Annotated in this window: 22 protein-coding genes and 1 pseudogene; 22 read left to right on the top strand and 1 reads right to left on the bottom strand. The window is 71.4% G+C overall.

All coding sequences use genetic code 11. The features are described 5' to 3' along the window. The first annotated feature begins 49 nt into the window (after positions 1 to 49). The 17 genes and pseudogenes from crcB (at position 50) to BLV24_RS16820 (ending at position 17,025) form a co-directional block, all read left to right on the top strand. Entirely contained in the window at positions 50 to 436 is a 387-nt protein-coding gene (crcB, locus tag BLV24_RS16900) for a fluoride efflux transporter CrcB (protein ID WP_092684035.1), read from the top strand. Positions 437 to 439: 3 nt separating this feature from the next. Continuing rightward, positions 440 to 1,549 carry an RluA family pseudouridine synthase gene (locus BLV24_RS16895; protein WP_092683947.1) on the top strand — a complete coding sequence of 370 codons (1,110 nt, stop codon included), beginning with the start codon at positions 440 to 442 and terminating at the stop codon, positions 1,547 to 1,549. 94 nt (positions 1,550 to 1,643) lie between these two features. Beyond that, entirely contained in the window at positions 1,644 to 2,369 is a 726-nt protein-coding gene (locus BLV24_RS16890; RefSeq protein ID WP_245710627.1) for an HAD-IA family hydrolase, read from the top strand. A gap of 3 nt (positions 2,370 to 2,372) precedes the next feature. After that, positions 2,373 to 3,092 carry an ATP12 family chaperone protein gene (locus tag BLV24_RS16885; protein WP_092683945.1) on the top strand — a complete coding sequence of 240 codons (720 nt, stop codon included), beginning with the start codon at positions 2,373 to 2,375 and terminating at the stop codon, positions 3,090 to 3,092. 37 nt (positions 3,093 to 3,129) lie between these two features. Beyond that, a complete protein-coding gene (locus tag BLV24_RS16880; protein WP_092683943.1) occupies positions 3,130 to 3,639 on the top strand; it encodes a PaaI family thioesterase in 510 nt (169 codons plus the stop codon). Positions 3,640 to 3,685: 46 nt separating this feature from the next. Beyond that, positions 3,686 to 4,534 (top strand): fumarylacetoacetate hydrolase family protein, encoded by an 849-nt coding sequence (locus BLV24_RS16875; RefSeq protein WP_092683941.1) that lies wholly within the window; start codon positions 3,686 to 3,688, stop codon positions 4,532 to 4,534. Between the two features lie 80 nt (positions 4,535 to 4,614). Continuing rightward, positions 4,615 to 5,325 (top strand): DUF1045 domain-containing protein, encoded by a 711-nt coding sequence (locus BLV24_RS16870; RefSeq protein ID WP_092683939.1) that lies wholly within the window; start codon positions 4,615 to 4,617, stop codon positions 5,323 to 5,325. Between the two features lie 108 nt (positions 5,326 to 5,433). Further along, on the top strand, positions 5,434 to 5,730 hold the full coding sequence (locus BLV24_RS16865) for an acylphosphatase (RefSeq protein ID WP_092683937.1): 297 nt from the start codon (positions 5,434 to 5,436) through the stop codon (positions 5,728 to 5,730). A gap of 395 nt (positions 5,731 to 6,125) precedes the next feature. Then, positions 6,126 to 7,145, top strand: a complete 1,020-nt coding sequence (locus tag BLV24_RS16860) for an amino acid ABC transporter substrate-binding protein (RefSeq protein ID WP_092683935.1) — start codon at positions 6,126 to 6,128, stop codon at positions 7,143 to 7,145. Positions 7,146 to 7,282: 137 nt separating this feature from the next. Beyond that, positions 7,283 to 8,503 (top strand): annotated as a pseudogene (locus tag BLV24_RS16855) (amino acid ABC transporter permease); the annotation flags it as partial. A gap of 509 nt (positions 8,504 to 9,012) precedes the next feature. Further along, complete coding sequence (locus BLV24_RS16850; protein WP_176954792.1) at positions 9,013 to 10,152, top strand: amino acid ABC transporter permease; 1,140 nt, start codon at positions 9,013 to 9,015, stop codon at positions 10,150 to 10,152. Between the two features lie 21 nt (positions 10,153 to 10,173). Continuing rightward, positions 10,174 to 10,968 (top strand): amino acid ABC transporter ATP-binding protein, encoded by a 795-nt coding sequence (locus tag BLV24_RS16845; protein ID WP_092683931.1) that lies wholly within the window; start codon positions 10,174 to 10,176, stop codon positions 10,966 to 10,968. Positions 10,969 to 11,276: 308 nt separating this feature from the next. Next, complete coding sequence (locus tag BLV24_RS16840) at positions 11,277 to 12,008, top strand: hypothetical protein (RefSeq protein ID WP_092683929.1); 732 nt, start codon at positions 11,277 to 11,279, stop codon at positions 12,006 to 12,008. A gap of 234 nt (positions 12,009 to 12,242) precedes the next feature. Next, the gene (locus tag BLV24_RS16835) at positions 12,243 to 12,461 is read left to right on the top strand and encodes a hypothetical protein (RefSeq protein WP_092683927.1); all 219 of its coding nucleotides are present in this window, start codon (positions 12,243 to 12,245) and stop codon (positions 12,459 to 12,461) included. A gap of 257 nt (positions 12,462 to 12,718) precedes the next feature. Further along, on the top strand, positions 12,719 to 13,966 hold the full coding sequence (locus BLV24_RS16830; RefSeq protein ID WP_092683925.1) for an aspartate kinase: 1,248 nt from the start codon (positions 12,719 to 12,721) through the stop codon (positions 13,964 to 13,966). A 151-nt stretch (positions 13,967 to 14,117) separates the two neighbouring features. Continuing rightward, positions 14,118 to 16,319: a phosphoenolpyruvate--protein phosphotransferase gene (ptsP, locus tag BLV24_RS16825; RefSeq protein WP_245710630.1), complete on the top strand. Its 2,202-nt coding sequence runs from the start codon at positions 14,118 to 14,120 to the stop codon at positions 16,317 to 16,319. Between the two features lie 85 nt (positions 16,320 to 16,404). Beyond that, on the top strand, positions 16,405 to 17,025 hold the full coding sequence (locus BLV24_RS16820) for a trimeric intracellular cation channel family protein (protein ID WP_425426109.1): 621 nt from the start codon (positions 16,405 to 16,407) through the stop codon (positions 17,023 to 17,025). Positions 17,026 to 17,089: 64 nt separating this feature from the next. Here BLV24_RS16820 and BLV24_RS16815 read toward each other — a convergent pair whose 3' ends face one another. After that, positions 17,090 to 17,842, bottom strand: coding sequence for a DUF599 domain-containing protein (locus BLV24_RS16815; RefSeq protein ID WP_092683921.1), 753 nt, complete (start codon positions 17,840 to 17,842; stop codon positions 17,090 to 17,092). Positions 17,843 to 18,159: 317 nt separating this feature from the next. On the opposite strand from BLV24_RS16815, the gene BLV24_RS16810 reads away from it, so the two are divergent. The 5 genes from BLV24_RS16810 (at position 18,160) to BLV24_RS16790 (ending at position 24,058) form a co-directional block, all read left to right on the top strand. Next, positions 18,160 to 19,593: an FAD-linked oxidase C-terminal domain-containing protein gene (locus tag BLV24_RS16810; protein ID WP_092683919.1), complete on the top strand. Its 1,434-nt coding sequence runs from the start codon at positions 18,160 to 18,162 to the stop codon at positions 19,591 to 19,593. A gap of 170 nt (positions 19,594 to 19,763) precedes the next feature. Then, entirely contained in the window at positions 19,764 to 20,918 is a 1,155-nt protein-coding gene (locus BLV24_RS16805; RefSeq protein ID WP_092683917.1) for an FAD-binding protein, read from the top strand. Between the two features lie 6 nt (positions 20,919 to 20,924). After that, a complete protein-coding gene (gene glcF, locus BLV24_RS16800; protein ID WP_092683915.1) occupies positions 20,925 to 22,271 on the top strand; it encodes a glycolate oxidase subunit GlcF in 1,347 nt (448 codons plus the stop codon). A gap of 156 nt (positions 22,272 to 22,427) precedes the next feature. After that, positions 22,428 to 23,141 carry a trypsin-like serine peptidase gene (locus tag BLV24_RS16795; RefSeq protein WP_176954791.1) on the top strand — a complete coding sequence of 238 codons (714 nt, stop codon included), beginning with the start codon at positions 22,428 to 22,430 and terminating at the stop codon, positions 23,139 to 23,141. Further along, positions 23,138 to 24,058 carry a trypsin-like serine peptidase gene (locus tag BLV24_RS16790; RefSeq protein ID WP_092683911.1) on the top strand — a complete coding sequence of 307 codons (921 nt, stop codon included), beginning with the start codon at positions 23,138 to 23,140 and terminating at the stop codon, positions 24,056 to 24,058. Before BLV24_RS16795 ends, BLV24_RS16790 begins: the two co-directional genes overlap by 4 nt. Positions 24,059 to 24,085: the final 27 nt, after the last annotated feature.

Here is a 24,085-nt window from a genome sequence, read left to right as displayed (position 1 = left end):
GGCGCGCGCGCCGCTTGACGTCGCACGGGCTTTGGCGCATCAGCCCGCGATGACCTATGTTTTCGTCGCCCTCGGGGGCGCCCTCGGCGCGACCCTGCGATTCCTGTTCTCCGGCTGGGCCCTGCGCACGCTGGGGACCGGATTTCCGTGGGGGACGTTCGGGGTCAACGTCATCGGCGCCTTCCTCATGGGGTTGGCCGCGGTCGTGCTGATGGAACGCGCGCCGGGCGCCTGGGCGCGTTTCGCGCCGCTGGTGATGACCGGCGTGCTCGGCGGCTTCACCACCTTCTCCGCCTTCTCGCTCGACGCGCTCTATCTGCTGGAGCGCGGCCGCATGGGCGTGGCGGCGAGCTACATGCTCGGCTCGGTGGCGGCGTCGGTCTTCGCGCTATGGGCGGGGCTCAGCCTCGGCCGCGCCGTTTTCGGAGAGGGGTGAGCCATGCCCGGCGTGCAGAATATCGAGATCGAGACCGACGACGCCGACCAGCGCATCGACCGCTGGCTGCGCAAGCGCTTTCCGCAGCTGTCCCAGGGGCGGATCGAGAAGATGCTGCGCAAGGGCGAGCTGCGGGTGGACGGGGGGCGGGCCAAGTCCTCGACCCGGCTGGAGGTGGGGCAGGTGGTGCGCGTGCCGCCGATGCCCGACGAGACCCCGGAATATCTGGCGCGGCGCGAGGCCGAGCGGGCCGAGCAGCGCGCCCGCATCGCGCCCGGCGACGCGAAGATGATCCGCGAGGCGGTGATCTATCGCGACGACCAGCTGATCGTGCTCAACAAGCCCGCCGGCCTGCCCGTGCAGGGCGGTTCCGGCCAGTCGGACCGGCATGTGGACGGGCTGACCGAGGCGCTGAAATTCGACCTGGAGGAGCGGCCCAAGCTGGTCCACCGGCTCGACCGCGACACGTCGGGCGTGCTGGTGCTGGCGCGCACCCCGGGGGCGGCGCGGGCGCTGACCGCGAGCTTCCGGCATCGCAACACCCGCAAGATCTACTGGGCGGTCACCTCCGGCGTGCCGGACCCCGAGCAGGGCGCGATCCGCTGGGGGCTGGTCAAGGCGCCGGGCCGCGGCGGCGGCGGCGAGGGCGAGAAGATGCGCCTGGTCCATCCCGACGAGGTCGCGGCCACCGAGGGCGCCAAGCGCGCGCTGACCGAATACCAGGTGTTCGAGGCGGTGGGGACGCGCGCCGCCTGGGTGGCGCTGTCGCCGATCACCGGGCGCACGCACCAGCTTCGCGCCCATATGGACGCGCTGGGCACGCCGGTGGTGGGGGACGGCAAGTATGGCGGCTCCGGCCTGACCAACGAGGGCGACGGCTGGGGCGCGCAGCTGGGCGGCATCATCAGCCGCAAGCTGCACCTGCACGCGCGCTCGCTGACCATCGAGCATCCGACCACCAAGCGCATGCTGACCGTGGCGGCGCCGCTGCCCGAGCACATGCAGCGGACCTGGGACACGTTCGGCTGGAAGGTCGAGAACGCCCCCGCCGATCCGTTCGACCCGGACCGGGACGAGGACAGGAGCCGGGACAAGCCCAAGGGCAGGCGCTGAGCGCGCCCGCGCTCGCTGGACAGGCGGCCCCCCGGGCGATACCCAACTTCCCGGGCCCCGCGGGGCCGCGCCCCTGCACCGGAGCCCGAGCCCCGTGACCCCCGATATCGTGACCGCCGAGATCGTGACCCCCGATACGCCCCTGCGTCTGGTCGTCTTCGACATGGACGGTACCCTGATCGACAGCCAGGCGCTGATCCTCGCGGCCATGGACCGGGCCTTCGCGGCCGAGCATCGCGCGCCGCCGCCGCCCTCCGACACGCTGGGCATCATCGGCCTGTCGCTGCCCGAGGCGTTCCGCAGGCTCGCGCCCTCCGAGGACGGCCCCGCCATCGACCGGCTTTGCGCCGCCTATCGCGCCGCCTTCGTGGCGATCCGGGCGGAGACCGGGGGCGAGGCGTCCAGCCCGCTCTATCCCGGCGCGCGCGAGGCGGTGGCGCGGCTGGCGGCCCGGCCCGAAATGCTGTTGGGCGTGGCCACCGGCAAGGCCCGGCGCGGGCTGAACCACGCGCTCGCCGCCCATGACCTCGGCGGGTTCTTCCAGACCCTGCAGACGGCCGACGACCACCCCTCCAAGCCGCATCCCTCGATGCTGCTGCGGGCGCTGGCCGAAACCGGGGCCGAGGCCGCCCACGCGGTGATGATCGGCGATACCGAATACGACATGGAGATGGCCCGCAACGCCGGTTTCGCGGCGCTGGCCGTCACCTGGGGCTACCATGACGAGCCGCGCCTGCGCGCCGCCGGGGCCCATGCCGTGATCCACGGCTACCATGAACTGGAGGCGGCGCTGGCCGCGCTCGAAGAGGAAGGGGTCTGAGCCATGGCCGTCGCCGGCGCCGCGCCCAAGCGTTTCTGGACCGAAGCCGCCTGCCTGCCCGCCGGGGACGGCGCCGGATGGGCCGTCGAACTGGACGGCAAGCCCCTGCGCACGCCCGGCGGCGCGGCGCTGGTCGCCCCCACCAGGGCGCTCGGCGACGCCACGGCGGCGGAGTGGAATGCGCAGGGCGAGATGCTCGACCCCGCGACCCTGCCGCTGACCAGGGCGCTGAATACGGTCATCGACCGGGTGAGCGCCCACAAGGCCGAGGTGGTGGGCATGATCGCGGAGTTCGGCGGCTCGGACCTGCTATGCTACCGCGCGCCCCATCCCCGCCCCCTGACCGCGCGCCAGGCCGAGGCCTGGGACCCCTGGGTCGCCTGGGCCGAGACCCGCCACGGCGCCCGGCTGATCTGCGCCGAGGGGGTCATGCATGTGGCCCAGGACCCCGCCGCGCTCGCCGCCCTGACCGCGGCGGTGGAGGCGCATGACGCCTATCGGCTCGCCGCCCTGCATGAGCTGGTGACGCTCTCGGGCTCGCTGGTCATCGGGCTGGCGGTGTCGGAGGGCGCGCTGGAGGCCGAGGCCGGCTGGCGCCTGTCCCGGCTGGACGAGGATTTCCAGGCCGAGCATTGGGGCGAGGACGCCGAGGCCGCCGAGGTCGCCGCCCTGAAACGCGCCGATTTCCTGCAGGCCCGCCGGCTGCTCGACCTGCTGGGCTGAGCTTTTCCCGACCGCCCCGTCAGAGCGAGGACATGCGATGACCGACCCCACCTCCGGCCGCCCCGCCCCGCTCTGGCCCGAAAGCCTCGCCGACATGCCGACGCCGGCGCAGATGGCCGCGCTTTCCGGGCGCGAGATGATCGAGCGGGTGCGCGACGGCAAGCTGCCCTCCGCCCCCATCGCCCGGCTGCTGAACTTCCAGATGACCGAGGTCGGCGACGGGACCGTGACCTTCGAGGGCGAGACCTCCTTCGACCTCTACAACCCCATCGGCTCGGTGCATGGCGGCTGGTACGGCGTGCTGCTGGACAGCGCCATGGGCTGCGCGATCCATACGAAGCTGCCGGCCGGCAAGGGCTATCTTACGCTGGAATACAAGGTGAATATCCTGCGCGGCGCGCGGGAGGACACCGGGCGCCTGCGCGCGTTGGGCGTCGCCCGGCATGTCGGGCGGCAGACCGCGACGGCGGACGGAACGCTGGTGGACGCGGCCGGCAAGGTCTACGCCTCGGCCACCACCACCTGCCTGGTGTTCGATATCGGCTGACCGGGGCCGGCAAGAGCCTCGGGACGCCAAAACAGGGAGAGTTGCGATGAAGCTGCTGCGCTGGGGCCCCAAAGGGGCGGAGAAGCCGGGGATGCTGGACGCCTCCGGCGGCGTGCGGGACCTGTCGGGGACGCTGGGCGACCTGGCGGGCGACGCGCTGACCCCGGCCTCGCTGGACCGGCTGCGCGGGATCGACCCGGCGAACCTGCCGCTGGTCGACGCGCCGCGGCTGGGCGCCTGCCTGTCCCGGGTGCCGACCTTCCACGCCATCGGGCTGAACTACGGCCTGCACGCGGACGAAAGCGGGATGGCCCACCCGAAGGAGCCGATCGTGTTCTCCAAGGCGTCGTCCTGCCTCGCCGGGCCGAACGACCCGCTGACCATCCCGAAGGACAGCGTTAAGACCGACTGGGAATGCGAGCTGGGCGTGGTCATCGGCCAGGTCACCGAGCATGTCTCGGAGGCCGAAGCCCTGTCCCGCGTCGCCGGCTATTGCGTGGTCAACGACGTGTCCGAGCGCGAATGGCAGCAGGAGCGCGGCGGCCAGTGGGTCAAGGGCAAGTCCGCCCCCGGCTTCGGCCCGACCGGCCCGTGGCTGGTGACGGCGGATGAGATCCCCGACCCGCAGGCGCTGCGCATCTGGCTGACGCTGAACGGCGGCGAGGGCAAGCAGGACTCCAACACCTCCGACATGATCTTCTCGGTCGCCGAGATCATCTCCTATCTCAGCCGGTTCATGCGGCTGGTTCCGGGGGACCTGATCTGCACCGGCACGCCCTCGGGCGTCGGCATGGGGATGAAGCCGCAGCGCTTCCTGCGGCCCGGCGACGTGCTGGAGCTGGGGGTCGAGGGGCTCGGGTCCCAGCGGCAGGAAGCGGTGGCGTTCTCCGGTTGAGATCGCGGCCGAGGCCGGGACGCGACCGGGCAGGGCGGCGCAGGGACAGGGCGGCACAGGGCAGGGGGAGAGGGGCGGCGATGACCGGACCGGCGATCGAGGGCTACGCCCGCTACGCGATCTACTACGCGCCGGAGGCGGGCTCGCCGCTCTGGCGCTTCGGCTCGGCCTGGCTGGGCTGGGACGCGGAGACCGGCGAGGTTCCGCCCCGCCCCGAGGTCTCCGGCCTGCCGGCCCCGGCGGAGGATCTCACCGCCTCTCCCCGCCGCTACGGGTTCCACGGCACCCTGAAGCCGCCCTTCGCGTTGGCCGACGGAACCTCCCCCGCCGAGCTGCTGGCCGCGGCGGAGGCGATGGCCGCGCGGATGATCCCGTTCGAGGCCCCGCCGCTGGCGCTGCACGCCCTCGGCCGCTTCGCCTCCCTGCGCCTGTCCGAGCCGTCGGAGGCGATGGCCGCCATGGCGATGACCTGCGTCGAGACGCTGGACCGCTTCCGCGCCCCGCCCTCGGAGGCCGAGCTGGAGCGTCGCCGCGCCAACCCGCTGTCAGCGGAGCAGGAGGCGATGCTGGCCCGCTGGGGCTATCCCTATGTGGGGCCGGGCTTCCGCTTTCACCTCACCCTGTCCTCGGCCCTGTCGCCGGAGGACCTGGAGGCCACGGCCGCCGCGCTCGCCCCCCATGTCGCGCCGTTCCGCGCGGCGCCGCTGGCCGTGCGCGAGGTGGCGCTATACGGCGATCCGGGCGGCGGCGCGCCGTTCCGCCTGCTGCGTCGGCTGCCCTTCGGGGGCTGAGGCCGGCGGTTCCGCGGACATGCGACCCGAGCGCGCGGGACTGTATCGGCGCGCGCGCCTGCGCTAAGCTCGATCTCACGCCGCGACGCCTTTGCCGGGGACTGCGCCATGAACCACATCGCCGTGCGGGCCATCATCCGGGGCAGGGTTCAGCGCGTGGGATATCGGGACTGGGCCTGCCGCGCGGCGTGGGAGCTCGGGCTCTGGGGCTATGTGCGCAACCTCTCCGACGGATCGGTGGAGCTGATGGCCGTGGGGCCCGAGGATCGGGTCCGCCGGATCCTCGACGCCTGCCGCGAGGGCCCGGAGCATGCCGAGGTCTCCGACGTGAACGAGGAGCCCTGGCTGGTCGAGGCCCGGATGCCCGACGGGGCGCCGCTTTCGGGTTTTCTGCGGACGGCCTGACTCGCCCCTGGGGTGATTCTGTCGGCGCGGGCGCTCGGCGTCGAGGCCCCGCATCGCGGCGCCCCGGACGCAACGTCAACCGAGATTTCGAATCAGCGAATGGAATCAAAGGCCAATCGGCCGGCGATCGCGTGTTCGCAGCGCGATGCATTCCGAGGCGCCCTGCGCGTAAACCGCCCTGATATCAGGCGTTCATACTCTCGCCGCTTTGCGGCATGATAGTGGCTGCGGCAGGGGTTGACCTCCTGTGAAGGCCCCGTTCAAAGTTCGTGATGAGCGAGGGCATCCTGGCCGCTCAGGCGACCACGCTCATGCGTCCCGGGTTCCGGCCCACGCGCGACGACCGAAAACAGAACGGAAGGTTCTGGACCCTACAGGAAGAGGTACATCCACCTATGAAACTCAACAACCTGATCGGCGCCGCCGCCGCCGCCGTGGCGCTGTCGGCCGGCGCCTCCGCGGCCGCGACGCTAGACGACGTGAAGGCCAAGGGGTTCCTCAGCTGCGGCGTCGCCACCGGCGTCGCGGGCTTCGAGTTCACCGACGCCAACGGCGAATGGGCCGGCTTCGACGTCGCGGTCTGCCGCGCCGTCGCCGCCGCGGTCTTCGGCGACCCGAAGGCGGTGAAGTTCACCCCGACCACCGCCAAGACGCGCTTCACCGCGCTCGCCTCCGGCGAGATCGACATGCTGTCGCGCGTCACCACCTGGACCTTCAGCCGCGATGTCGACCTGAAGTTCGAGTTCGCGGGCGTCAACTACTATGACGGCCAGGGCTTCCTGGTCCCGTCGGCGCTGGGCGTCACCTCGGCCAAGGAACTGGACGGCGCCACCGTGTGCATCCAGACCGGCACCACCACCGAGCTCAACCTGGCGGACTACTTCCGCGTCAACGGGATGAGCTACGAGCCGGTCCCCGTCGAGACCAACGCCGAGGCCCAGCAGAAGTATCTCGCGGGCGCCTGCGACGTGTACACCACCGACAGCTCGGCGCTGGCCGCGTCGCGCTCGACCTTCGAGACCCCGAAGGATCACATCATCCTTCCCGAGATCATCTCGAAGGAGCCGCTCGGCCCGGTCGTCCGTCACGGCGACTCCGAGTGGGGCGACGTGGTGCGCTGGTCGCTCAACGTCCTGATGATCGCCGAAGAGCTGGGCGTGACCAAGGACAACGTGGCCGAGATGGCCAAGGGCACCGACAACCCGGAGATCAACCGCATGCTCGGCTCCGAAGGCGAGTACGGCGCGATGCTCGGCCTGCCGGCCGACTTCGCCGTGCACGTGATCTCGGCCGAGGGCAACTACGGCGAGATCTTCGCCAAGTACCTGGGCACCGACACCGCCGTCGGGCTGGAGCGCGGCCTGAACGCGCTGTGGACCCAGGGCGGCCTGCAGTACTCCCCGCCGTTCCGTTGATCGCGGACTGAGCGACCAATTGGGGCGCGCCGGGAACGGCGCGCCCCTCTCACATAATCGGACGCCCGCCGCGGCACGACCGGATCAACCGGCGGCTTTGGGGAGGTCGGGCGCCGCAACAGGTGAAGGAGCTGGCCATGGCGGCCATGACGGACGCGCCCCGCGCGGAGTTCCGGCTGGGGATGCTCTGGACCGATACGCGATACCGATCGCTGACCATCCAGATCATCGCCCTGATCCTCGTTATTCTCGGGGTGAGCTACCTTGTGTCCAACGTGCTCGCGAATCTCGCGGCGCTGGGCAAGACCTTCGACTTCGGGTTCCTGGAGGACCCGGCTTCCTATGACATCAACCAGCGGCTGATCGAGTACGACTCCCGATCCTCTCACGCCACGGCGGCGGTGGTCGGGATCCTCAACACGCTGCTGGTGGCCTTTCTGGGCTGCATCACCGCCACGGTTCTGGGCGTCGTGGCCGGCGTGCTGCGGCTGTCCAACAACTGGCTGATCTCCAAGGTCATGACCGTCTATATCGAGCTGGTGCGCAACGTGCCGGTTCTGATCCAGATCCTGCTTCTGGCCGCGGTCTTCGACGAATTCCTGCCCTCGCCCCGCCAGGCGGAGCCCTGGACCCTGTTCGGGCTGATGGAAGGCGGCATCGTCGCCACCAACCGCGGCTTCTACGTGCCCGGCCTGATCTTCGGCGACGGTTCGGTCTGGGTGGTGCTGGCCTTCATCGCCGGCGTGATCGGGTCCGTCTGGTACGCGCGCAAGGCGAAGGCGATCCAGCAGGACACCGGCCGCATCCTGCCTGTCGGGCGCGTGCGCCTGGCCCTGTGGGTGGTTCCGCCGCTGGTGATGTTCCTGCTGGTCTCGATCATCGCGGGCGCGCCGATCGCGGTGGAGGAGCCCGCGCTGAAGGGCTTCAACTTCCAGGGCGGCATCTACATGCGCAACAGCCTCGTGGCGCTGTGGCTGGCCCTGTCGATCTACACCGGCGCCTTCATCGCCGAGAACGTCCGCGCCGGCATCCAGTCCGTGTCCAAGGGCCAGTCGGAGGCCGCCTTCGCGCTGGGTCTGCGGCCCAACCGGACCATGAGCCTGGTGATCCTGCCGCAGGCGCTGCGGGTGATCATTCCGCCGCTGATCTCGCAGTATCTGAACCTGACCAAGAACTCGTCGCTGGCCATCGCGGTGGGTTACATGGACGCCACCGGCACGCTGGGCGGCATCACGCTGAACCAGACCGGGCGCGAGTTCGAGACGCTGCTGCTGCTGATGGCGTTCTACCTGTGCATCTCGTTGACCATCTCCATGATCATGAACCTGTATAACGAGCAGGTGAAGCTGGTGGAGCGGACTTCGGCCTCGGGCACGACATTCACCATGGCCAAGCTGTTCGACAAGACCACCGGGCCCTGGGACAACCTCAAGAAGGGCGATGCCGCGCACAAGACCAACTACGGCGTGGCCGGGTTCCTGAACCTGGTGGTGCTGCTCTACGCGGCGATCCTGGTGGGGCTGCTGGACTGGCTGTTCCTCGCCCATGTGCCGGAGGTCCGCATTCCCTACGTGGAATGGAGCTTTCTCGCGCAGCTCAGCTACCTGGCGCTGACCGCGTCCTGCGTGGCGACCCTGCTGACCGGGCTGTTCAAGCATTTCCGGGTGGCGGACTTCGCGACGCTGACCGCGGTGCTCTGGGTCGTCGCGGCGCTGTGCGGCGCGGATATCGGCGGGCTGCTGCCGATGCTGCCCGACGTGGTGGTGGTGGTCGGAGGCCTGGCCCTGCAGCTCGCGGCCATCGCTTACCTGATGCTCGGCGACCGGCCGAACGTCACCTACCTGACCCGTGTGAAGAGGGACGCCTGATGTCGGACCTGCATTCCAACACCGTCGCCTTCGTCGCCGGGTCGCAGATCCCGCCGAGCCCGCCGCCGGCCAAGGATCGGGGCGCCGTCAAGTGGCTGCGGGAGAACATGTTCTCGTCGGTCGCCAACGGCATCCTGACGGTCATCGCGGCGCTGGTGATCATCACGGCGGTCCCGGCCATCCTGCAATGGGCCTTCATCGACGCGGTCTGGTCCGCGGGCTCGCTGTCCGAGTGCCGCGAGATCGCCGCCGCCAACGGGGTCGAAGGCGCCTTCGCCTGCTGGGCGGTGATCAACGAGCGCTTCAACCAGTTCCTGTTCGGCTTCTACCCGAACGAGCTGCTGTGGCGCCCGGTCCTGGCCTTCGTGCTGATGTTCGTGGCCATGGCCCCGGTGCTGTTCCGCAGCCTGCCCAAGCCGATGCTGTGGTTCTCGGCCGCCTATCCCTTCCTCGCCTATTTCCTGATCTGGGGCGGGCTGGGGCTGGAGCCGGTGGAAAGCTCCAAGATCGGCGGCTTCCTGCTGGCGCTGATCATCGGCGTGACCGGGATCGTGGCCTCGCTGCCCTTCGGGGTGCTGCTGGCGCTGGGTCGGAAGTCGGATCTGTTCTTCATCAAGACGATCTGCGTGGTCTTCATCGAGTTCATCCGCGGCGTGCCGCTGATCACGCTGCTGTTCGTGGCGTCCTCGGTGCTGAACTACTTCTTCCCGCCGGGCACCGCGCTGGACCTGATCCTGCGCGTGGTCATCATGGCCACGCTGTTCTCGTCGGCCTACATGGCCGAGGTGATCCGGGGCGGTCTCGCCGCCCTGCCGCAGGGCCAGTACGAGGCGGCGGACAGCCTGGGCCTCGACTACTGGAAGTCGATGCGCCTGATCATCCTGCCGCAGGCGCTGAAGATCTCCATTCCCGGCATCGTCAACACCTTCATCGGGCTGTTCAAGGACACCACGCTGGTGTCGGTGATCGGCCTGCTGGACCCGGTGGGGATGATCACGCCGATCCGGGCCGACTCCAACTGGAACGGCCTGGTCTGGGAATTCTACGTCTTCGTCGCCCTCTTCTTCTTCGCCTTCTGCTTCTGCATGTCCCGGTACTCCATGTACCTGGAGAAGAAGCTGAAGACCGACAACCATTGAGCCGGGCCAAGGAGTGACGCCATGACCGACGCAACCGCCGCCGCCGCCCCGACCGCCCGCTCGACGATGACCGTCAGCGACGAGGTCGCGATCCAGATCTCCAAGATGAACAAGTGGTACGGTGAGTTTCACGTGCTGCGGGACATCAACCTCACCGTCAATCGCGGCGAGCGGATCGTGATCTGCGGGCCTTCGGGCTCGGGCAAGTCGACCCTGATCCGCTGCATCAACCGGCTGGAGGAGCATCAGGCCGGCAAGATCGTGGTGGACGGGACCGAGCTGACCTCGGACCTCAAGAACATCGACACGATCCGCAAGGAAGTCGGGATGTGCTTCCAGCACTTCAACCTCTTCCCGCACCTGACCATCCTGGAGAACTGCACCCTGGCCCCGATCTGGGTCCGCAAGACCCCTCGCCGCGAGGCGGAGGAGACGGCGATGCACTTCCTCGAGAAGGTCAAGATCCCCGACCAGGCCCACAAGTATCCGGGTCAGCTTTCGGGCGGTCAGCAGCAGCGCGTTGCCATCGCGCGAAGCCTGTGCATGAAGCCGCGGATCATGCTGTTCGACGAGCCGACCTCGGCCCTCGACCCCGAGATGATCAAGGAGGTGCTCGACACCATGATCAGCCTCGCGGAGGAGGGGATGACCATGCTTTGCGTGACCCATGAGATGGGCTTCGCGCGGCAGGTGGCCAACCGGGTGATCTTCATGGACCAGGGCCAGATCGTGGAGCAGAACGAGCCGGAGGAGTTCTTCCTGAACCCGCGCTCGGACCGCACCAAGCTGTTCCTCAGCCAGATCCTCGGCCACTGAGCCTCGCGGCGGGGCGGACCCCGCCGCATTCCAACTCCCCATGGGCCAAGTTCCCGCGGGCGGCGCTGAACAGGCGCCGCCCGTTCGCGTTGCGAGGCGCGGGCGAGTCCCCGGCGGGGGCGGCGGACGGCTTGCGGGGCCGCGCCGGCGTTTCCAGGCGACGACCAATTATTGCGCTGCAGTCCTGACTTGTTCTCTGAAGGTCATTGATCGCACGGGACAATCGAAAAGTCTTGCCGTCCATGTTGCGGTGCGGCAGGGTCGCGGCTGTCCCGTATCCAGGCCGTCAGACCGCACCGGAGATCGTCATGCGTATCCTTTCGCCCCTCCTCTCCCGCGCGCGTCCCTCCTCCCGCCGCCGGTCCGCTCTCGCCTGGCTCTGCATGGCGCCGGCGCTCGTCGCCGCGGCGCCGGCCGGGGCGGCGGTGATCCACGGGCTGTCCGGCGAATTCTGGGATCAGTCGTCCTTCATTCCCAACGCCGCGGCCGCGGAGGCCATCGCCGACAGCGAAACCCCCGACGTCGTGTTCCGCGCCACCACGCTCAGCTTCCCCAACGGGGAGGAGGACCTGGCCAACACCTCGTCTCTGCGCGACTATTTCGGGCCCAACGCCGAGGACTACGCCGGGGCCGAGATCGCCGAGCTCAGCTACAGCGTCTGGCGGCTGACCGGCTGGTTCGACCTGGATGTCGGGACCTACGCCATGCAGGTCGGCACGGATGACGGGTTCGTGCTCTATCTGGACGGGCAGGAGGCGGCGTCGCATCCGGAGTCGCGGGCCTTCGGCTATACCGGCTTCACCTTCGAGGTGACGGACGTGAACCCGGTGGCGGTGACGCTGGTCTGGTTCGAGAACAACGGGCTGACGGGGATGGAGTTCCTTTCCGACGGTCTGGTCCTGGGCGGCAGCGACCTGTTGCTGAACGCCGAGGATGACCCGGATCTCGCGGCCGTCCCGCTGCCCGCCTCCGGCGTTCTGCTGGGCGCGGCGCTGCTGGGGCTGCGGCACACGGCGCGCCGGGGCCGGCGCGCCGTCTGAACAGGCCGGAGCGGCCGGGGCGCCTTCCGCCGCGAAGCGCATCGCCGCCGCCCGCCGCTGCCGGATCGCGCGCCCGGAACCCGGGCCGTCGGGTCCGGCCGTTGCGTTAAGTTTGATTCCGATGCCGTTAAACTTGTCCGAAATTCCCGGGAATCGCCCGGGATGGCAGACCCCTCCCTGACGCCGCGCCGATCGCCCGATCCCCGGGCCGCGCGCCCGACCGGGAGACCTGCCATGCGCCTCACGCCCGAGCTCGCCGCCTTCCGCGCCGATGTGATCCACGCCGCGCCCGCGGACCCGGAGGCCGCCACCGGCGCCGCCGCCATTCTCGGGGCGCTGGGGCGCTCGATGCAGACCCAGCCCGAGACCTGGCTGATCACCGTCGGTCTCGCGCTGGCGCTGCTGGCGCTGGCCATGCCGCTGTTTTCGGAAGGGCGCGTCGGACGGGGCTGACCGCGACAGGTCCGACGGCGGCACGGGGGACGCGGCGGGGGGGACGCGGCGGGGGGACGCGGCGGGGGCGGGACGCGGCACGTGGAACCGCTTGGCGAAACGGGGCGCGCCGCGGGGGGAGCGGGGCCGGCCAGCCGCCGCTCCTCTCGCCGTCTTGCCGGGGGGGCGGCCGCCGCCGCGCCTTGCGCGCGACGCGCCCAGACCGTAAGACGCGGCGCATATTCGCAAGACCGGAGCGTCTCGGAAGGCCGGCCGCCATGCCCATACTCGTGATGAAATTCGGCGGCACCTCCGTCGCCGACCTCGACCGCATTCGCAACGCGGCCCGCAAGGTCAAACGCGAAGTCGACGCCGGATACGACGTCGCCGTCGTGGTCTCGGCCATGTCCGGCAAGACCAACGAGCTGGTCGGCTGGGTGCGCGAGGCGTCGAATCCCCCCGGCTCGGACTCGGGCGGGCTGTATGACGCCCGCGAATACGACGCCGTGGTGGCGTCGGGCGAGCAGGTGACGTCGGGCCTCATGTCGCTGGTGCTGCAGGAGATGGGCGTTCCCGCCCGGTCCTGGCAGGGCTGGCAGATCCCGCTGCGCACCAACAACGCCCACGGGGCCGCGCGCATCGACTCCATCGGGACCGAGGCGCTGCACCAGAAATTCTCCGAAGGGCTGCACGCGGTGATCGCCGGCTTCCAGGGCATCGGCCCGGACGGGCGCATCGCCACGCTGGGCCGCGGCGGGTCCGACACCACCGCCGTCGCGCTGGCCGCCGCCCTGGGGGCGGAGCGCTGCGACATCTACACCGACGTGGACGGGGTCTACACCACCGATCCGCGCATCGAGAAACGCGCCCGCAAGCTCGACCGCATCGCCTATGAGGAGATGCTGGAACTGGCCTCGCTGGGCGCCAAGGTGCTGATGACCCGCTCGGTCGAACTCGCCCTGCGCTACAAGACGCGGCTCATGGTACGGTCATCGTTCTCCGACGATGAGGGGACGCTGGTCTGCGACGAGGATGAAATCATGGAATCGAAGATCGTCTCCGGGGTCGCCTTCTCACGCGACGAGGCCAAGATCACGCTGCTGGCGGTCGCGGACCGGCCCGGCGTCGCCGCCGCCATCTTCGGCCCCCTGGCCGAGGCCGGCGTGGTGGTGGACATGATCGTCCAGAACATCTCCGAGGAGGGCCGCACCGACATGACCTTCTCGCTGCCCGTCGACGACGTTTCCCGCGCCCGCAAGGCGCTGGACGCCGCCGCGGCCGCCGGCGAGATCGCCTGGCGCGAGATGGTGGTGGACGATGCGGTGGCCAAGGTCTCGGTGGTGGGGATCGGCATGCGGTCCCATGCCGGCGTCGCCCAGCGCATGTTCCGGGCGCTGGCCTCCGAAGGCGTGAACATCAAGGTCATCACCACGTCGGAGATCAAGGTCTCGGTTCTGGTGGACCGCAAGTACATGGAGCTCGCGGTGCAGGCCCTGCACGCGGCCTTCGAACTCGACGTCGCCTGATCCGATCCCCGAGCCCGGAGCCCCGAATGACGGAGCCCACCGCATGACCGCGCCGGAAGGCGGCGGCCCCCCGGGAACGGGGGAGAACGGCGCGGCGCAGGCCTCGCCGGGCGGAGGCTCGCGTCTGCTTCTCAAGCGGCTCGCGGGGGTGATGGCGGAGGCCGGCGACGGCCAGCAGCGCATGGACGCCATCGTGACGCTGATCGCGTCCTCGATGTCGACCGAGGTGTGTTCGATCTACCTGCGCCGCGGCGACCGCAAGCTGGAGCTCTGCGCCACCGAGGGTCTGAACCGGGATTCGGTGCATCGCGCCTTCCTGCTGGTCGGGCAGGGCCTGGTCGGGCAGATCGCCAGCCGGTCCGAGCCGATCAAGACCGCCGACGCCCAGAACACCCGCGGGTTCCAGTATATCCCCGGCACCGGCGAGGAGGTCTACATGTCCTTCCTCGGCGTGCCGATCCAGCGCCTGGGCGAGGTGCTGGGCGTGCTCGTCGTGCAGAACCGCGAGGCGCGGCATTACAGCGAGGACGACGTTCACGGGCTGGAAGTCGTGGCCATGCTGCTGGCCGAGATGACCGAGCTGGGCGCGTTCCTGGGCGAGGGCGACGCGGAGCTCGCGGGGTCCCATGTCCGGCCCTATTACGCCCGCGGCGTGTCGGCCCAGGAAGGCGCGGCCGAGGGCGTGGTGCACCTGCATGAGCCGCGGGTGATGCTGGCCAATCCCGTCGCCGAGGACGTGGAGGAGGAGCGCCGCCGCCTGACCGAGGCGGTGGAGGCCCTGCGCGGCGAGGTCGACGACCTGCTGGCCGGCGACCTGCTGGGCGGGGCCGGAGAGCATCGCGACGTGCTCGAAGCCTATCGCATGTTCGCCAATGACAAGGGCTGGCTGCGGCGGATGCTGGCCTCGGTGGACTCGGGCCTGGCGGCGGAAGTCGCGGTGGAGCGGGAGCAGACCGCCGTGCGCGCCCGGCTCGCGCGGATCGCCGACCCCTATCTGCGCGAACGGGCCCATGATCTCGACGACCTCGCCAACAAGCTGATGCGCCATCTCGCCGGCGAGCGCGGCCAGCGCGAGGTGCCGCCCGGCGCGGTGCTGGTGGCCCGCAATATCGGGCCGGGAGAGCTGCTGGACTACGGCGACCGGCTCGCCGGCGTGGTGCTGGAGGAAGGGGCCATCGGGTCTCATGCCGCCATCGTGGCCCGGGCGCTGGCGATCCCGCTGGTGATCCAGGTCGGGCGCCTGACGCTGGAGGCCCGCAACGGCGACCCGATCCTGGTCGACGGCGATGTGGGCGCGGTGCATCTGCGCCCCGACGACACCATCCACGGCGCCTTCCGCGAAAAGCTCGACATGCGCGCCCAGGCGATGGAGGCCTGGCGGGCGCTGCGCGACGAACCCGCGCTGACGCTGGACGGCCAGCGCGTCGGGCTGCACATGAATGCGGGCCTGCTGACCGACCTGCCCTCGCTGGAAGGGTCCGGAGCGGAGGGCGTGGGCCTTTACCGCACCGAGCTGCAGTTCCTGATCCGCGCCCGCGTGCCGCTGCGCAGCGAGCAGGCCGCGCTTTACGACCGGGTGCTGTCCAACGCGCGCGGCAAGCGGGTGGTGTTCCGGACGCTGGACATCGGGTCGGACAAGGTCCTGCCCTACATGAAGCGGCTGGAGGAGCCGAACCCGGCGCTGGGCTGGCGGGCGATCCGGATCAGCCTCGACCGGCCCAACATACTGAAGATGCAGCTTCAGTCGCTGCTGCGCGGCGCGGCCGGACGGTCCTTCGCGGTGATGTTCCCGATGGTCGCCCAGGCCTCCGAATTCTCCCAGGCCCGCGCCATGACGCTGGAGCAGCTGGAGCGGCATATCCGCAACGGCTGGCCGGCGCCTTCGCGGCTGGAGATCGGCGCGATGCTGGAGACGCCGAGCCTCGCCTTCGCGCCGGACCACTTCTTCCGCGAGGCCGATTTCATTTCCATCGGCGGCAACGACCTCAAGCAGTTCTTCTTCGCCGCGGACCGGGAGAATGAGCGGGTCCGCCGGCGCTACGACGCCTTCAACGCCTCCTATCTCAGCTTCATCCGCATGATCGTCGATCGCTGCGAGGCGCATGGCACGCCGCTGAGCTATTGCGGGGAGGACGTGGGCCGCCCGCTGGAGGCGATGGCCCTGACCGCGATGGGGGTGCGGACGCTGTCGATGCGCCCGGCCTCGATCGGTCCGGTGAAGCGGCTGCTGCGCTCGGTCGACCTGCGCGAGGTCCGGGGCGTGATCGACGCCGGCATCGGGCGCGGCGACGTGAACCTGCGCGGCGCGCTGGCCGGCTGGGCGCGCGACGCGGGCGTCGGCGACCTGCTGTGACCGGGCCGGCCGCGGCGCGCAGGTCGGGGACCGTCCGTTCGCCGTCGCGTCCCCTCGCCCGGAGCCCCTGGCGATGATGGCGGCCATGACCCTGGGCGAGGCGCTGGACTACGGCTCGGTCTTCATCTTCGCGCTGACGGGCGGGCTGGCGGCGAGCCGGGCGCAGCTCGATCCCGTGGGGTTCCTCTTCATCGCTACGCTGACCGCGGTCGGCGGCGGCACGGTGCGCGACGTGATCCTCGACCGGCCGGTGTTCTGGACCATCGAGCCGGCCAATCTGGGGCTGGCCGCGGCGGGCGGGGCGCTGATGTTCCTCTGGGCGCCCTGGATCGCCTCCCGCCGCCGGGCGCTGGACTGGCTGGACGCGCTGGCCCTGCCGGTGGCGGTGACGGCCGGGGTCTCGGCGGCGGTGGAGACCGGGGACGGCCCCACCGCGACCATCGTCATGGGGGTGATGACCGGCTGTCTCGGCGGGCTGATGCGCGACGTGGTGTGCAATGAGGTGCCGGTGGCGCTGCGCCAGGGCGAGCTTTACGTCACCGCGGCGCTGGCGGGCGCCGGGGCGGGCGTGGGGGCGCTGGCGCTCGACGCCTCGCCGGTCGAGGCCTATGGGCTGTGCGTGGCGGCGACGCTGGCGCTGCGGGCCGGAAGCCTGCTGTTCGGCTGGCGCCTGCCCACCTATCGCAGCCGCCCGCCCCGGACCTGATCGCCCCCGGACCTGATAGCCCCGGACCTGATCGTTTCGCCCGGGCGCGCCCGCGGCGGCGGGCTCAGTCCTCCAGCTTGCGTTGGAGCGGCGTCGTCTCGGCGACCAGATCCGCGTCCTCGGCCAGCAGCGCATCGCGCGAGGACGACCGGAATTCCCGCCGGTAGAGCGTCGCCGCCGTGGCCAGCGTCGCGAGGATCAGCGGCAGGCCGCCCAGCAGCCAGGTCAGCATGGCGATGGCGAAATAGACCGTGCGCAGGCCGCGGTTGAAGTTCTTGGCCGCGGTGATGTTGATGAGCGCCGCCTTGCGCGCGAGCGAACGATCCGCGTCGGTGGTCGAGCCCTTCGGCCCCACCGCCCCCATCAGCACCGCGCAATAGCCGAACAGCCGATGCGCCCAGACGAACTTGGCGAAGGCCGAGGCCAGCACCAGCGCCAGGATCAGCAGCTTGGCCTCCCATCCCGCGCGGCTCATCTCGGTGTCCAGGCGCAGATCGCGGGCGACGGTGGCCAGCCGCTCGGCCTGGCCCATCATCGCCACCACGCCGCCGATGGCGATCATCGCGCCCGAGGCGAAGAAGGACGCCCCGGCGCGCAGCGCGGTCAGCAGGTTGGCGTCCATGATGCGGGGCTCGCGCTCCAGCATCGCCTCCATCCAGCGGATCCGGTGCCCGGCCATGATCCGCTGCACCGAGGGCGGGCCGGTCGGCCGCTCGATCAGCCAGGTCATGCCGTTCCAGGCGACGAGGAACAGGGCCAGGGCCGCGATATCGGTCCAGGAGAAGAAGCGGGGCAGCAGCTCGGCCGTGGGCTCCATGTCGGGCGGGTCTCCGGGGTTGCGCGGCGGCGGGCCGGGAAGAGCCTAGCCGGCCGCCGCGCCGGCGCCCAGCCGCTCCGTTCCCCGAGATGCGCCGGCCGCGGAGAGGGGATGCGCGGGCTCCCCGGCGCGCGGAGGCGGCGCCCGCCCCTCCGGCGCCCGCATCCGTGGCGGGGCCGCCTTTCCCGCGGTCCGGCTGGGAGGGCGTCGGCGCCGCCCTGTGGAATATCGCTCCGCAACCTTGCGGGCGCGGGTTGGCAAAGCCGGGCTTCGGCCGCATGCTCCGCGTCTCCGGATACGCCACGGGAGGCGACCACATGGACATGCCCGCAGCCAACGCCGACATCCTCGCCCGTCGCGACGCCATCGTCGCGCGGCTGGCCGAGGCGCTGCCCGAGGACGCGCTGATCTCCGACCCGCGCCAGACCCGGGCCTATGATTGCGACGCGCTGTCGATCTATTCCTGCCCGCCGCTGGCCGTGACCCTGCCGCGCACCACCGAGGAGGTGGCGACGGTGCTGCGCATCTGTTCGGACGAGGGCGTGCCGGTGATCCCGCGCGGTTCGGGCACCGGGCTGACCGGCGGGGCGCTGCCCACGGCGGATGCGGTGGTGCTGGGCGTCGCGCGCATGAACGCGGTGCTGGAGACGGATTACGACAACCGCCTGATCCGGGTGCAGACCGGACGCACCAACCTGTCGGTCACCGGCGCGGTGGAGGCGGACGGCTGGTTCTACGCGCCCGACCCGTCCAGCCAGCTCGCCTGCGCCATCGCGGGCAACATCGCGATGAACTCCGGCGGGGCGCATTGCCTGAAATACGGCGTGACGACGAACAACCTGCTGGGCGTGACCTTCGTGACCATGGCCGGCGAGATCATGGAGATCGGCGGCCCCGCCATGGACGCGGCCGGCTACGACCTTCTGGGCCTGATCTGCGGCTCCGAAGGGCAGCTCGGCGTGGTGACCGAGGCCACCCTGCGCATCCTGCCCAAGCCCGAAGGCGCGCGGCCGATCCTGATCGCCTACGACTCGGCGGTGACGGCGGGGGCCTGCGTGTCCGACATCATCCGCGCGGGCGTGCTGCCGGTGGCGATCGAGTTCATGGACAAGCCGATCATCCACCTGACCGAGGCCTTCGTGGGCGCCGGCTACCCGATGGACGCCGAGGCGCTGCTGATCGTGGAGGTCGAGGGCTCGAAAGCCGAGATCGACGACCAGCTGGCGCGGATCAAGGCCATCGCCCAGCGGCACAACCCCACCACCCTGCGCGAAAGCGCGTCGGAGGCGCAGTCCAAGGCGATCTGGGCCGGGCGCAAGGCGGCGTTCGGCGCGACCGGGCAGGTGGCGGACTACCTGTGCATGGACGGGACCATCCCGACCTCGGCCCTGCCGGAGACGCTGGGGCGGATGACCGAGCTGGCTTCGGATTACGGGCTGCGGGTGGCCAATGTGTTTCATGCGGGCGACGGCAATCTGCACCCGCTGATCATGTTCGACGCCAACGACCCCGAGGAGCTGCGCAAGGCCGAGGCGCTGGGCGCCGAGATCCTGCTGCTCTGCGTCGAGCAGGGCGGCTGCCTGACCGGCGAGCACGGGGTGGGCGTGGAGAAGCGCGACCTGATGGGCCGGCAATACGGGCAGGCGGATCTTGAGGCGCAGATGGCGATGAAGGACGTGTTCGACCCGGCCTGGCTGCTGAACCCCGCCAAGGTGTTCCCGCTGGACATGCGGAACGGCCGCCGGGTCTGACCGGCGCGCGGGGGGAGAGGAAGGGGAGGGGAGGGCGCCCGCGGGGGCCGTCTCCCCCCGAAGACGGGGGGAGCCCCGCGGGCGCGCCGGCGTGACCGCCGGCGGGCGCGGACGGGCAGGGGGGGCTTCGAGATCGGGGCGCCGCGAATTTGGGAGCGACGGGAGAGACGATGCAGGAACCTCGCGACGAGGCGGAGCTGGCCGAGGCCATCGCCGGGCTGACCGAGCCGGTGGAGATCCGCGGCGGCGGCTCTCGCCTCGGGCTCGGGCGGCCGGTGCAGGCGGGGGCGACGCTCTCGACCGCCGGGCTGTCGGGCGTGAAGCTCTACGAGCCGGGGGCGCTGACGCTGGTCGCCGGCGCGGGCACCCCGCTGGCCGAAATCGAGGCCCTGCTCGCCGCCGAGAAGCAGCGCCTGGCCTTCGAGCCGATGGACCACCGCCCCCTGCTGGGCGCGGGCGGGGAGCCGACCATCGGGGGCGTGACCGCCTGCAATGTCTCCGGCCCGCGCCGGGTGCAGTCAGGGGCCTGCCGGGATGCGCTGCTGGGCGTGCGTTTCGTCGACGGGACCGGGCAGGTGCTGCGCAATGGCGGGCGGGTGATGAAGAACGTCACCGGCTATGACCTCGTGAAGCTGCTGGCGGGGTCCTGGGGCACGCTGGGCGTGCTGACCGAGCTGGCCTTCAAGCTCGCCCCCGCGCCGGAGGCCGCCGCGACGCTGACCCTGCGCGGGCTTTCGGACGCCGAGGCGCTGGGCGCCATGACCGCGGCGCTGGGCTCGCCCTATGACGTCTCGGGCGCGGCGCATCTGCCGGGGGCGGAGCCGCGCACGCTGATCCGGGTCGAGGGGCTCGGCCCCTCCGTCGCCTATCGCACCGGGCGCCTCGCCCGCCTGCTTGGGAAATTCGGCCCGGTGGAGACGGAGGACGACCCGGCCTCGGTCGCCGCGGAATGGGCGGGCGTGCGCGACGTGACCGCCTTCGCGGACCGGCCGGGCGCGGTGTGGCGCGTGTCGCTCCGCCCCTCCGACGCGCCAGGCTTCGTGGCCGGGCTGGGGGAGGACGCGGCGCCCGAGGCCGCGCTTTACGACTGGGGCGGGGGGCTGGTGTGGCTGCTGGCGCCCGAGACCGACGCGGCCGCCGCCGCCATCCGCGCCGCCGCCGCCCGTCTGAAGGGCCATGCCACGCTGGTCCGCGCCGCCGCCCCCTACCGGGCCGCCGCCGGCGCCTTCCAGCCCGAGGCCCCCGCGCTCGCCGCCCTGTCCGAGGGGGTGCGCGCGAAATTCGACCCCAGGGGCCTGCTCAACCCCGGACGGATGCGAGGCTGATCCGACATGCAGACGCTCTTCACCCCCGAACAGCTGCGCGACCCGGCCATCGCGCATTCCAACAAGATCCTGCGGGCCTGCGTGCATTGCGGGTTCTGCACGGCGACCTGCCCGACCTATCAGGTGCTGGGCGACGAACTCGACAGCCCGCGGGGCCGCATCTACCTGATCAAGGAGATGCTGGAATCCGGCCGTCCCGCCGACGAGAAGGTGGTCCGCCACGTGGACCGCTGCCTCAGCTGCCTGGCCTGCATGTCCACCTGCCCCTCGGGCGTGCATTACATGCACCTGGTCGACCATGCCCGCGAGCATATCGAGAAGACCTACCGCCGGCCCCTCGCCGACCGGGCCCTGCGGGCGGTGCTGGCCCGGATCCTGCCCTATCCCAACCGCTTCCGGCTGGCGATGCTGGGGGCGAAGCTGGCCAGGCCGCTCTCCCCGATCCTGCCGGCGCGGCTGCGGGCGATGCTCGCCATCGCGCCGGCCGAGATCGCCGGGCCGATCCCCGAGGACCAGCCCGGCGTCACCCCGGCCACGACGCCCCGGAAACGCCGCGTCGCCCTGCTGACCGGCTGCGCCCAGCGCGCGCTCGACCCCGAGATCAACGCCGCCACGATCCGCCTGCTCACCCGCCATGGCTGCGAGGTGGTGGTGGCCGAGGGCATGGGCTGTTGCGGGGCGCTGACCCATCACATGGGCAAGACCGACCTGTCCCATGGCTCGGCCGCCGCCAATATCCGGGCCTGGACGAAGGAGATCGAGGGCGACGGGCTCGACGCCATCGTTATCAACACCTCGGGCTGCGGGACCACCGTGAAGGACTATGGCCACATGTTCGCCGGCGACCCGATGGAGGGCGACGCGACGCGGGTGGCGGGGCTGGCGCGCGACATCTCCGAGCTGATGGAGGAGATCGGGCTGGACCTGCCCGGCGGCGAGCCCGTCGTGCCGCCGCTGCGGGTGGCCTACCACTCGGCCTGTTCGCTCCAGCACGGGCAGCAGGTGAAGGAGGCCCCGAAGGTCCTGCTGCGCGAGGCGGGCTTCGAGGTGCGCGAGCCGCGCGACCCGCATCTGTGCTGCGGCTCGGCGGGGACCTACAACCTGATGCAGCCCGAGATCGCGGGGGAGCTCAGGGACCGCAAGGTGGCCACGCTGGCGGCGATTTCGCCGGACGTGATCGCGGCGGGGAATATCGGCTGCATGATGCAGATCGGCGCCGCGGCCGGGGCGCCGGTGATTCACACCGTGCAGCTTCTGGACTGGGCGACCGGCGGGCCGGTCCCCGCAGGGCTGGCCGAGCGGCTGGCCGCGACCGCCGCCAAGGCGCCTCAGCGTCAGCCCGAGACCGTCTGAAGTCCCGGGCGCCGTTGGCGAAACGCCGTCCCGCCGGGCGCGCGGGGCGGGGGCGGCCCGGATGCGAACAATTGCGGGCGACGCGGGGTTGCCCGAATCCCTGTTTTCGTTCATGTTTCAGTCATGTGTACCGCGTATCGCGTTCTGGTCTTGTGCATGGCCCTCGTCTTCGTTCTCCCCTCTCGGGCGGGGACCGAGGCGCGGACCCTGTTGCCGGAGGCGGCGCGCAGCACCTGGGGCGCGGTGGGGCGGCTCAATATCGGCGGAACCGGGCGCTGCACCGCGACGCTGATCGAGCCTGACCTGGCGCTCACCGCCGCGCATTGCCTGGTCAACGCGCGCACCGGCGCTGTGTGGCGGGCCTCGCGGCTGAATTTCCTGGCGGGCTACCGGACGGGCGACTACCTCGCGCATATGCGCGGCGCGGCGCTGGCGCTGGCGCCGGGCTATCTGGACGAACCCACCCCCGATCATGACATGGCGCTGGTCCGGCTGGTCCCGGTCGAGGGCGCCGACACTGCCGCGCAGGCCGGCATCGCGCCGATGCGCCTGGCCCGGCTGGACGAAGGGCTGGGGCTGATCGCGCTGTCCTATGGCCGCGACCGGCCCGAGGCGATGTCGATCCAGACCGGCTGCCAGGTGCTGGACCGCGCCGGCCCCGTGGCCCTGACCGATTGCGAGGCGACGCCCGGCGTCTCCGGCGCGCCGCTGCTGCGCCGGGGGGCCGAGGGGCCGGAGCTTCTGGCGGTGATCGTCGCCGCGCTCAACGCCGCCCCGCCGGCCCTTCGCGGGCAGGCCCTGGCGGTGGAGGCGGCGCCGCTGCTCGACGCCCTGCGCGCGGAACTCGCCCGGGCGGAGGCCGCCCAGTGAGCCCGCGCGCCCCGATCCGCGCCCCGATCCGCGCCCCGATCCGCGCCACGGCGCTGGCGGCCATCGCCTGCGCCCTGCTGACCGGGCCGGGCCGGGCGCAGGAGGTCGAGGTCTCTCCCCGCCGGATGCTGAGCGCGCATGAGCAGATGGAATTCCGCGGGATCGGCCGGCTGGATTTCGGCGACGGCTACTGCACCGCCACCCTGTTCGACGACCGCCACGCGCTGACCGCGGCGCATTGCCTGTTCGACGAGGCCGGCCGCCGCCGCCCCAGCGCCGGCATGTGGTTCCGCGCCGGCCTGCGCGACGGCGCCCAGCAGGCGGTGCGCCAGGTGCGCCGCGCCGTGCCCCATCCCGCCTATCGCTGGAACGGGCGGCTGGCGAGCGCCTCCGACATCGCCGTGGACGTGGCGATGGTGGAGCTCGACCAGCCGCTGCTGACCTCCGAATTCCCCAATTACCTTCCGGGCGATCTGCCCCCGCCCGGAGGCGCGGTCGCGCTCCTGTCCTATGGTCAGGGTCGCGACCGCGCGCTTTCGTTGCAGGAGCCGTGCCGGGTCCTGCAGCGGGCCGGTCCCGTGGCGCAGCTGGACTGTGAGGCGGATCCGGGCTCCTCCGGCTCTCCCGTGCTGACGCGGGGCCCGGACGGAGCGCTCAGGCTGGCCGGGGTGATCTCGGCCAAGGGCAGGCGCCTGAGCTACGCGTCGGCGGTGTCGGACACGCTGCCGGGGCTGCGGCAGGCGATGGCGGCGGCGGATGTCGCGCCGCGTCGCGCGCTGGCGCCGCTGATGGGCGCCCCCGCCGCGGGCTCCGCGCCGATGCGCGCGGCGCCCGTTCCCCGCGACGAACCGGAGACACGGACCCTGCTGCCCAACAGGGCCGGCGGCTGGAAAAGCGTCCGGCCGCCCAGCGAATGACCCCGCCGGCGGCCGGGGACTGTCCCG

The sequence above is a fragment of the Albimonas donghaensis genome (genome assembly GCF_900106695.1).
Lineage (GTDB): Bacteria > Pseudomonadota > Alphaproteobacteria > Rhodobacterales > Rhodobacteraceae > Albimonas > Albimonas donghaensis.
This window is presented reverse-complemented; position numbering and strand designations above follow the sequence as displayed.

Coding starts and splice junctions, on each gene's coding strand:
- BLV24_RS16880 (WP_092683943.1), top strand. CDS start 3,130: ATGACCGACCCCACCTCCGGCCGCCCCGCCCCGCTCTGGCCCGAAAGC.
- BLV24_RS16815 (WP_092683921.1), bottom strand. CDS start 17,842: ATGGAGCCCACGGCCGAGCTGCTGCCCCGCTTCTTCTCCTGGACCGAT.
- BLV24_RS16810 (WP_092683919.1), top strand. CDS start 18,160: ATGGACATGCCCGCAGCCAACGCCGACATCCTCGCCCGTCGCGACGCC.
- BLV24_RS16865 (WP_092683937.1), top strand. CDS start 5,434: ATGAACCACATCGCCGTGCGGGCCATCATCCGGGGCAGGGTTCAGCGC.
- BLV24_RS16845 (WP_092683931.1), top strand. CDS start 10,174: ATGACCGACGCAACCGCCGCCGCCGCCCCGACCGCCCGCTCGACGATG.
- BLV24_RS16830 (WP_092683925.1), top strand. CDS start 12,719: ATGCCCATACTCGTGATGAAATTCGGCGGCACCTCCGTCGCCGACCTC.
- BLV24_RS16835 (WP_092683927.1), top strand. CDS start 12,243: ATGCGCCTCACGCCCGAGCTCGCCGCCTTCCGCGCCGATGTGATCCAC.
- BLV24_RS16805 (WP_092683917.1), top strand. CDS start 19,764: ATGCAGGAACCTCGCGACGAGGCGGAGCTGGCCGAGGCCATCGCCGGG.
- BLV24_RS16840 (WP_092683929.1), top strand. CDS start 11,277: ATGCGTATCCTTTCGCCCCTCCTCTCCCGCGCGCGTCCCTCCTCCCGC.
- BLV24_RS16860 (WP_092683935.1), top strand. CDS start 6,126: ATGAAACTCAACAACCTGATCGGCGCCGCCGCCGCCGCCGTGGCGCTG.
- BLV24_RS16850 (WP_176954792.1), top strand. CDS start 9,013: ATGTCGGACCTGCATTCCAACACCGTCGCCTTCGTCGCCGGGTCGCAG.
- BLV24_RS16870 (WP_092683939.1), top strand. CDS start 4,615: ATGACCGGACCGGCGATCGAGGGCTACGCCCGCTACGCGATCTACTAC.
- BLV24_RS16875 (WP_092683941.1), top strand. CDS start 3,686: ATGAAGCTGCTGCGCTGGGGCCCCAAAGGGGCGGAGAAGCCGGGGATG.
- BLV24_RS16820 (WP_425426109.1), top strand. CDS start 16,405: ATGACCCTGGGCGAGGCGCTGGACTACGGCTCGGTCTTCATCTTCGCG.
- BLV24_RS16795 (WP_176954791.1), top strand. CDS start 22,428: ATGGCCCTCGTCTTCGTTCTCCCCTCTCGGGCGGGGACCGAGGCGCGG.
- BLV24_RS16895 (WP_092683947.1), top strand. CDS start 440: ATGCCCGGCGTGCAGAATATCGAGATCGAGACCGACGACGCCGACCAG.
- glcF (WP_092683915.1), top strand. CDS start 20,925: ATGCAGACGCTCTTCACCCCCGAACAGCTGCGCGACCCGGCCATCGCG.
- BLV24_RS16885 (WP_092683945.1), top strand. CDS start 2,373: ATGGCCGTCGCCGGCGCCGCGCCCAAGCGTTTCTGGACCGAAGCCGCC.
- ptsP (WP_245710630.1), top strand. CDS start 14,118: ATGGCGGAGGCCGGCGACGGCCAGCAGCGCATGGACGCCATCGTGACG.
- crcB (WP_092684035.1), top strand. CDS start 50: ATGACCTATGTTTTCGTCGCCCTCGGGGGCGCCCTCGGCGCGACCCTG.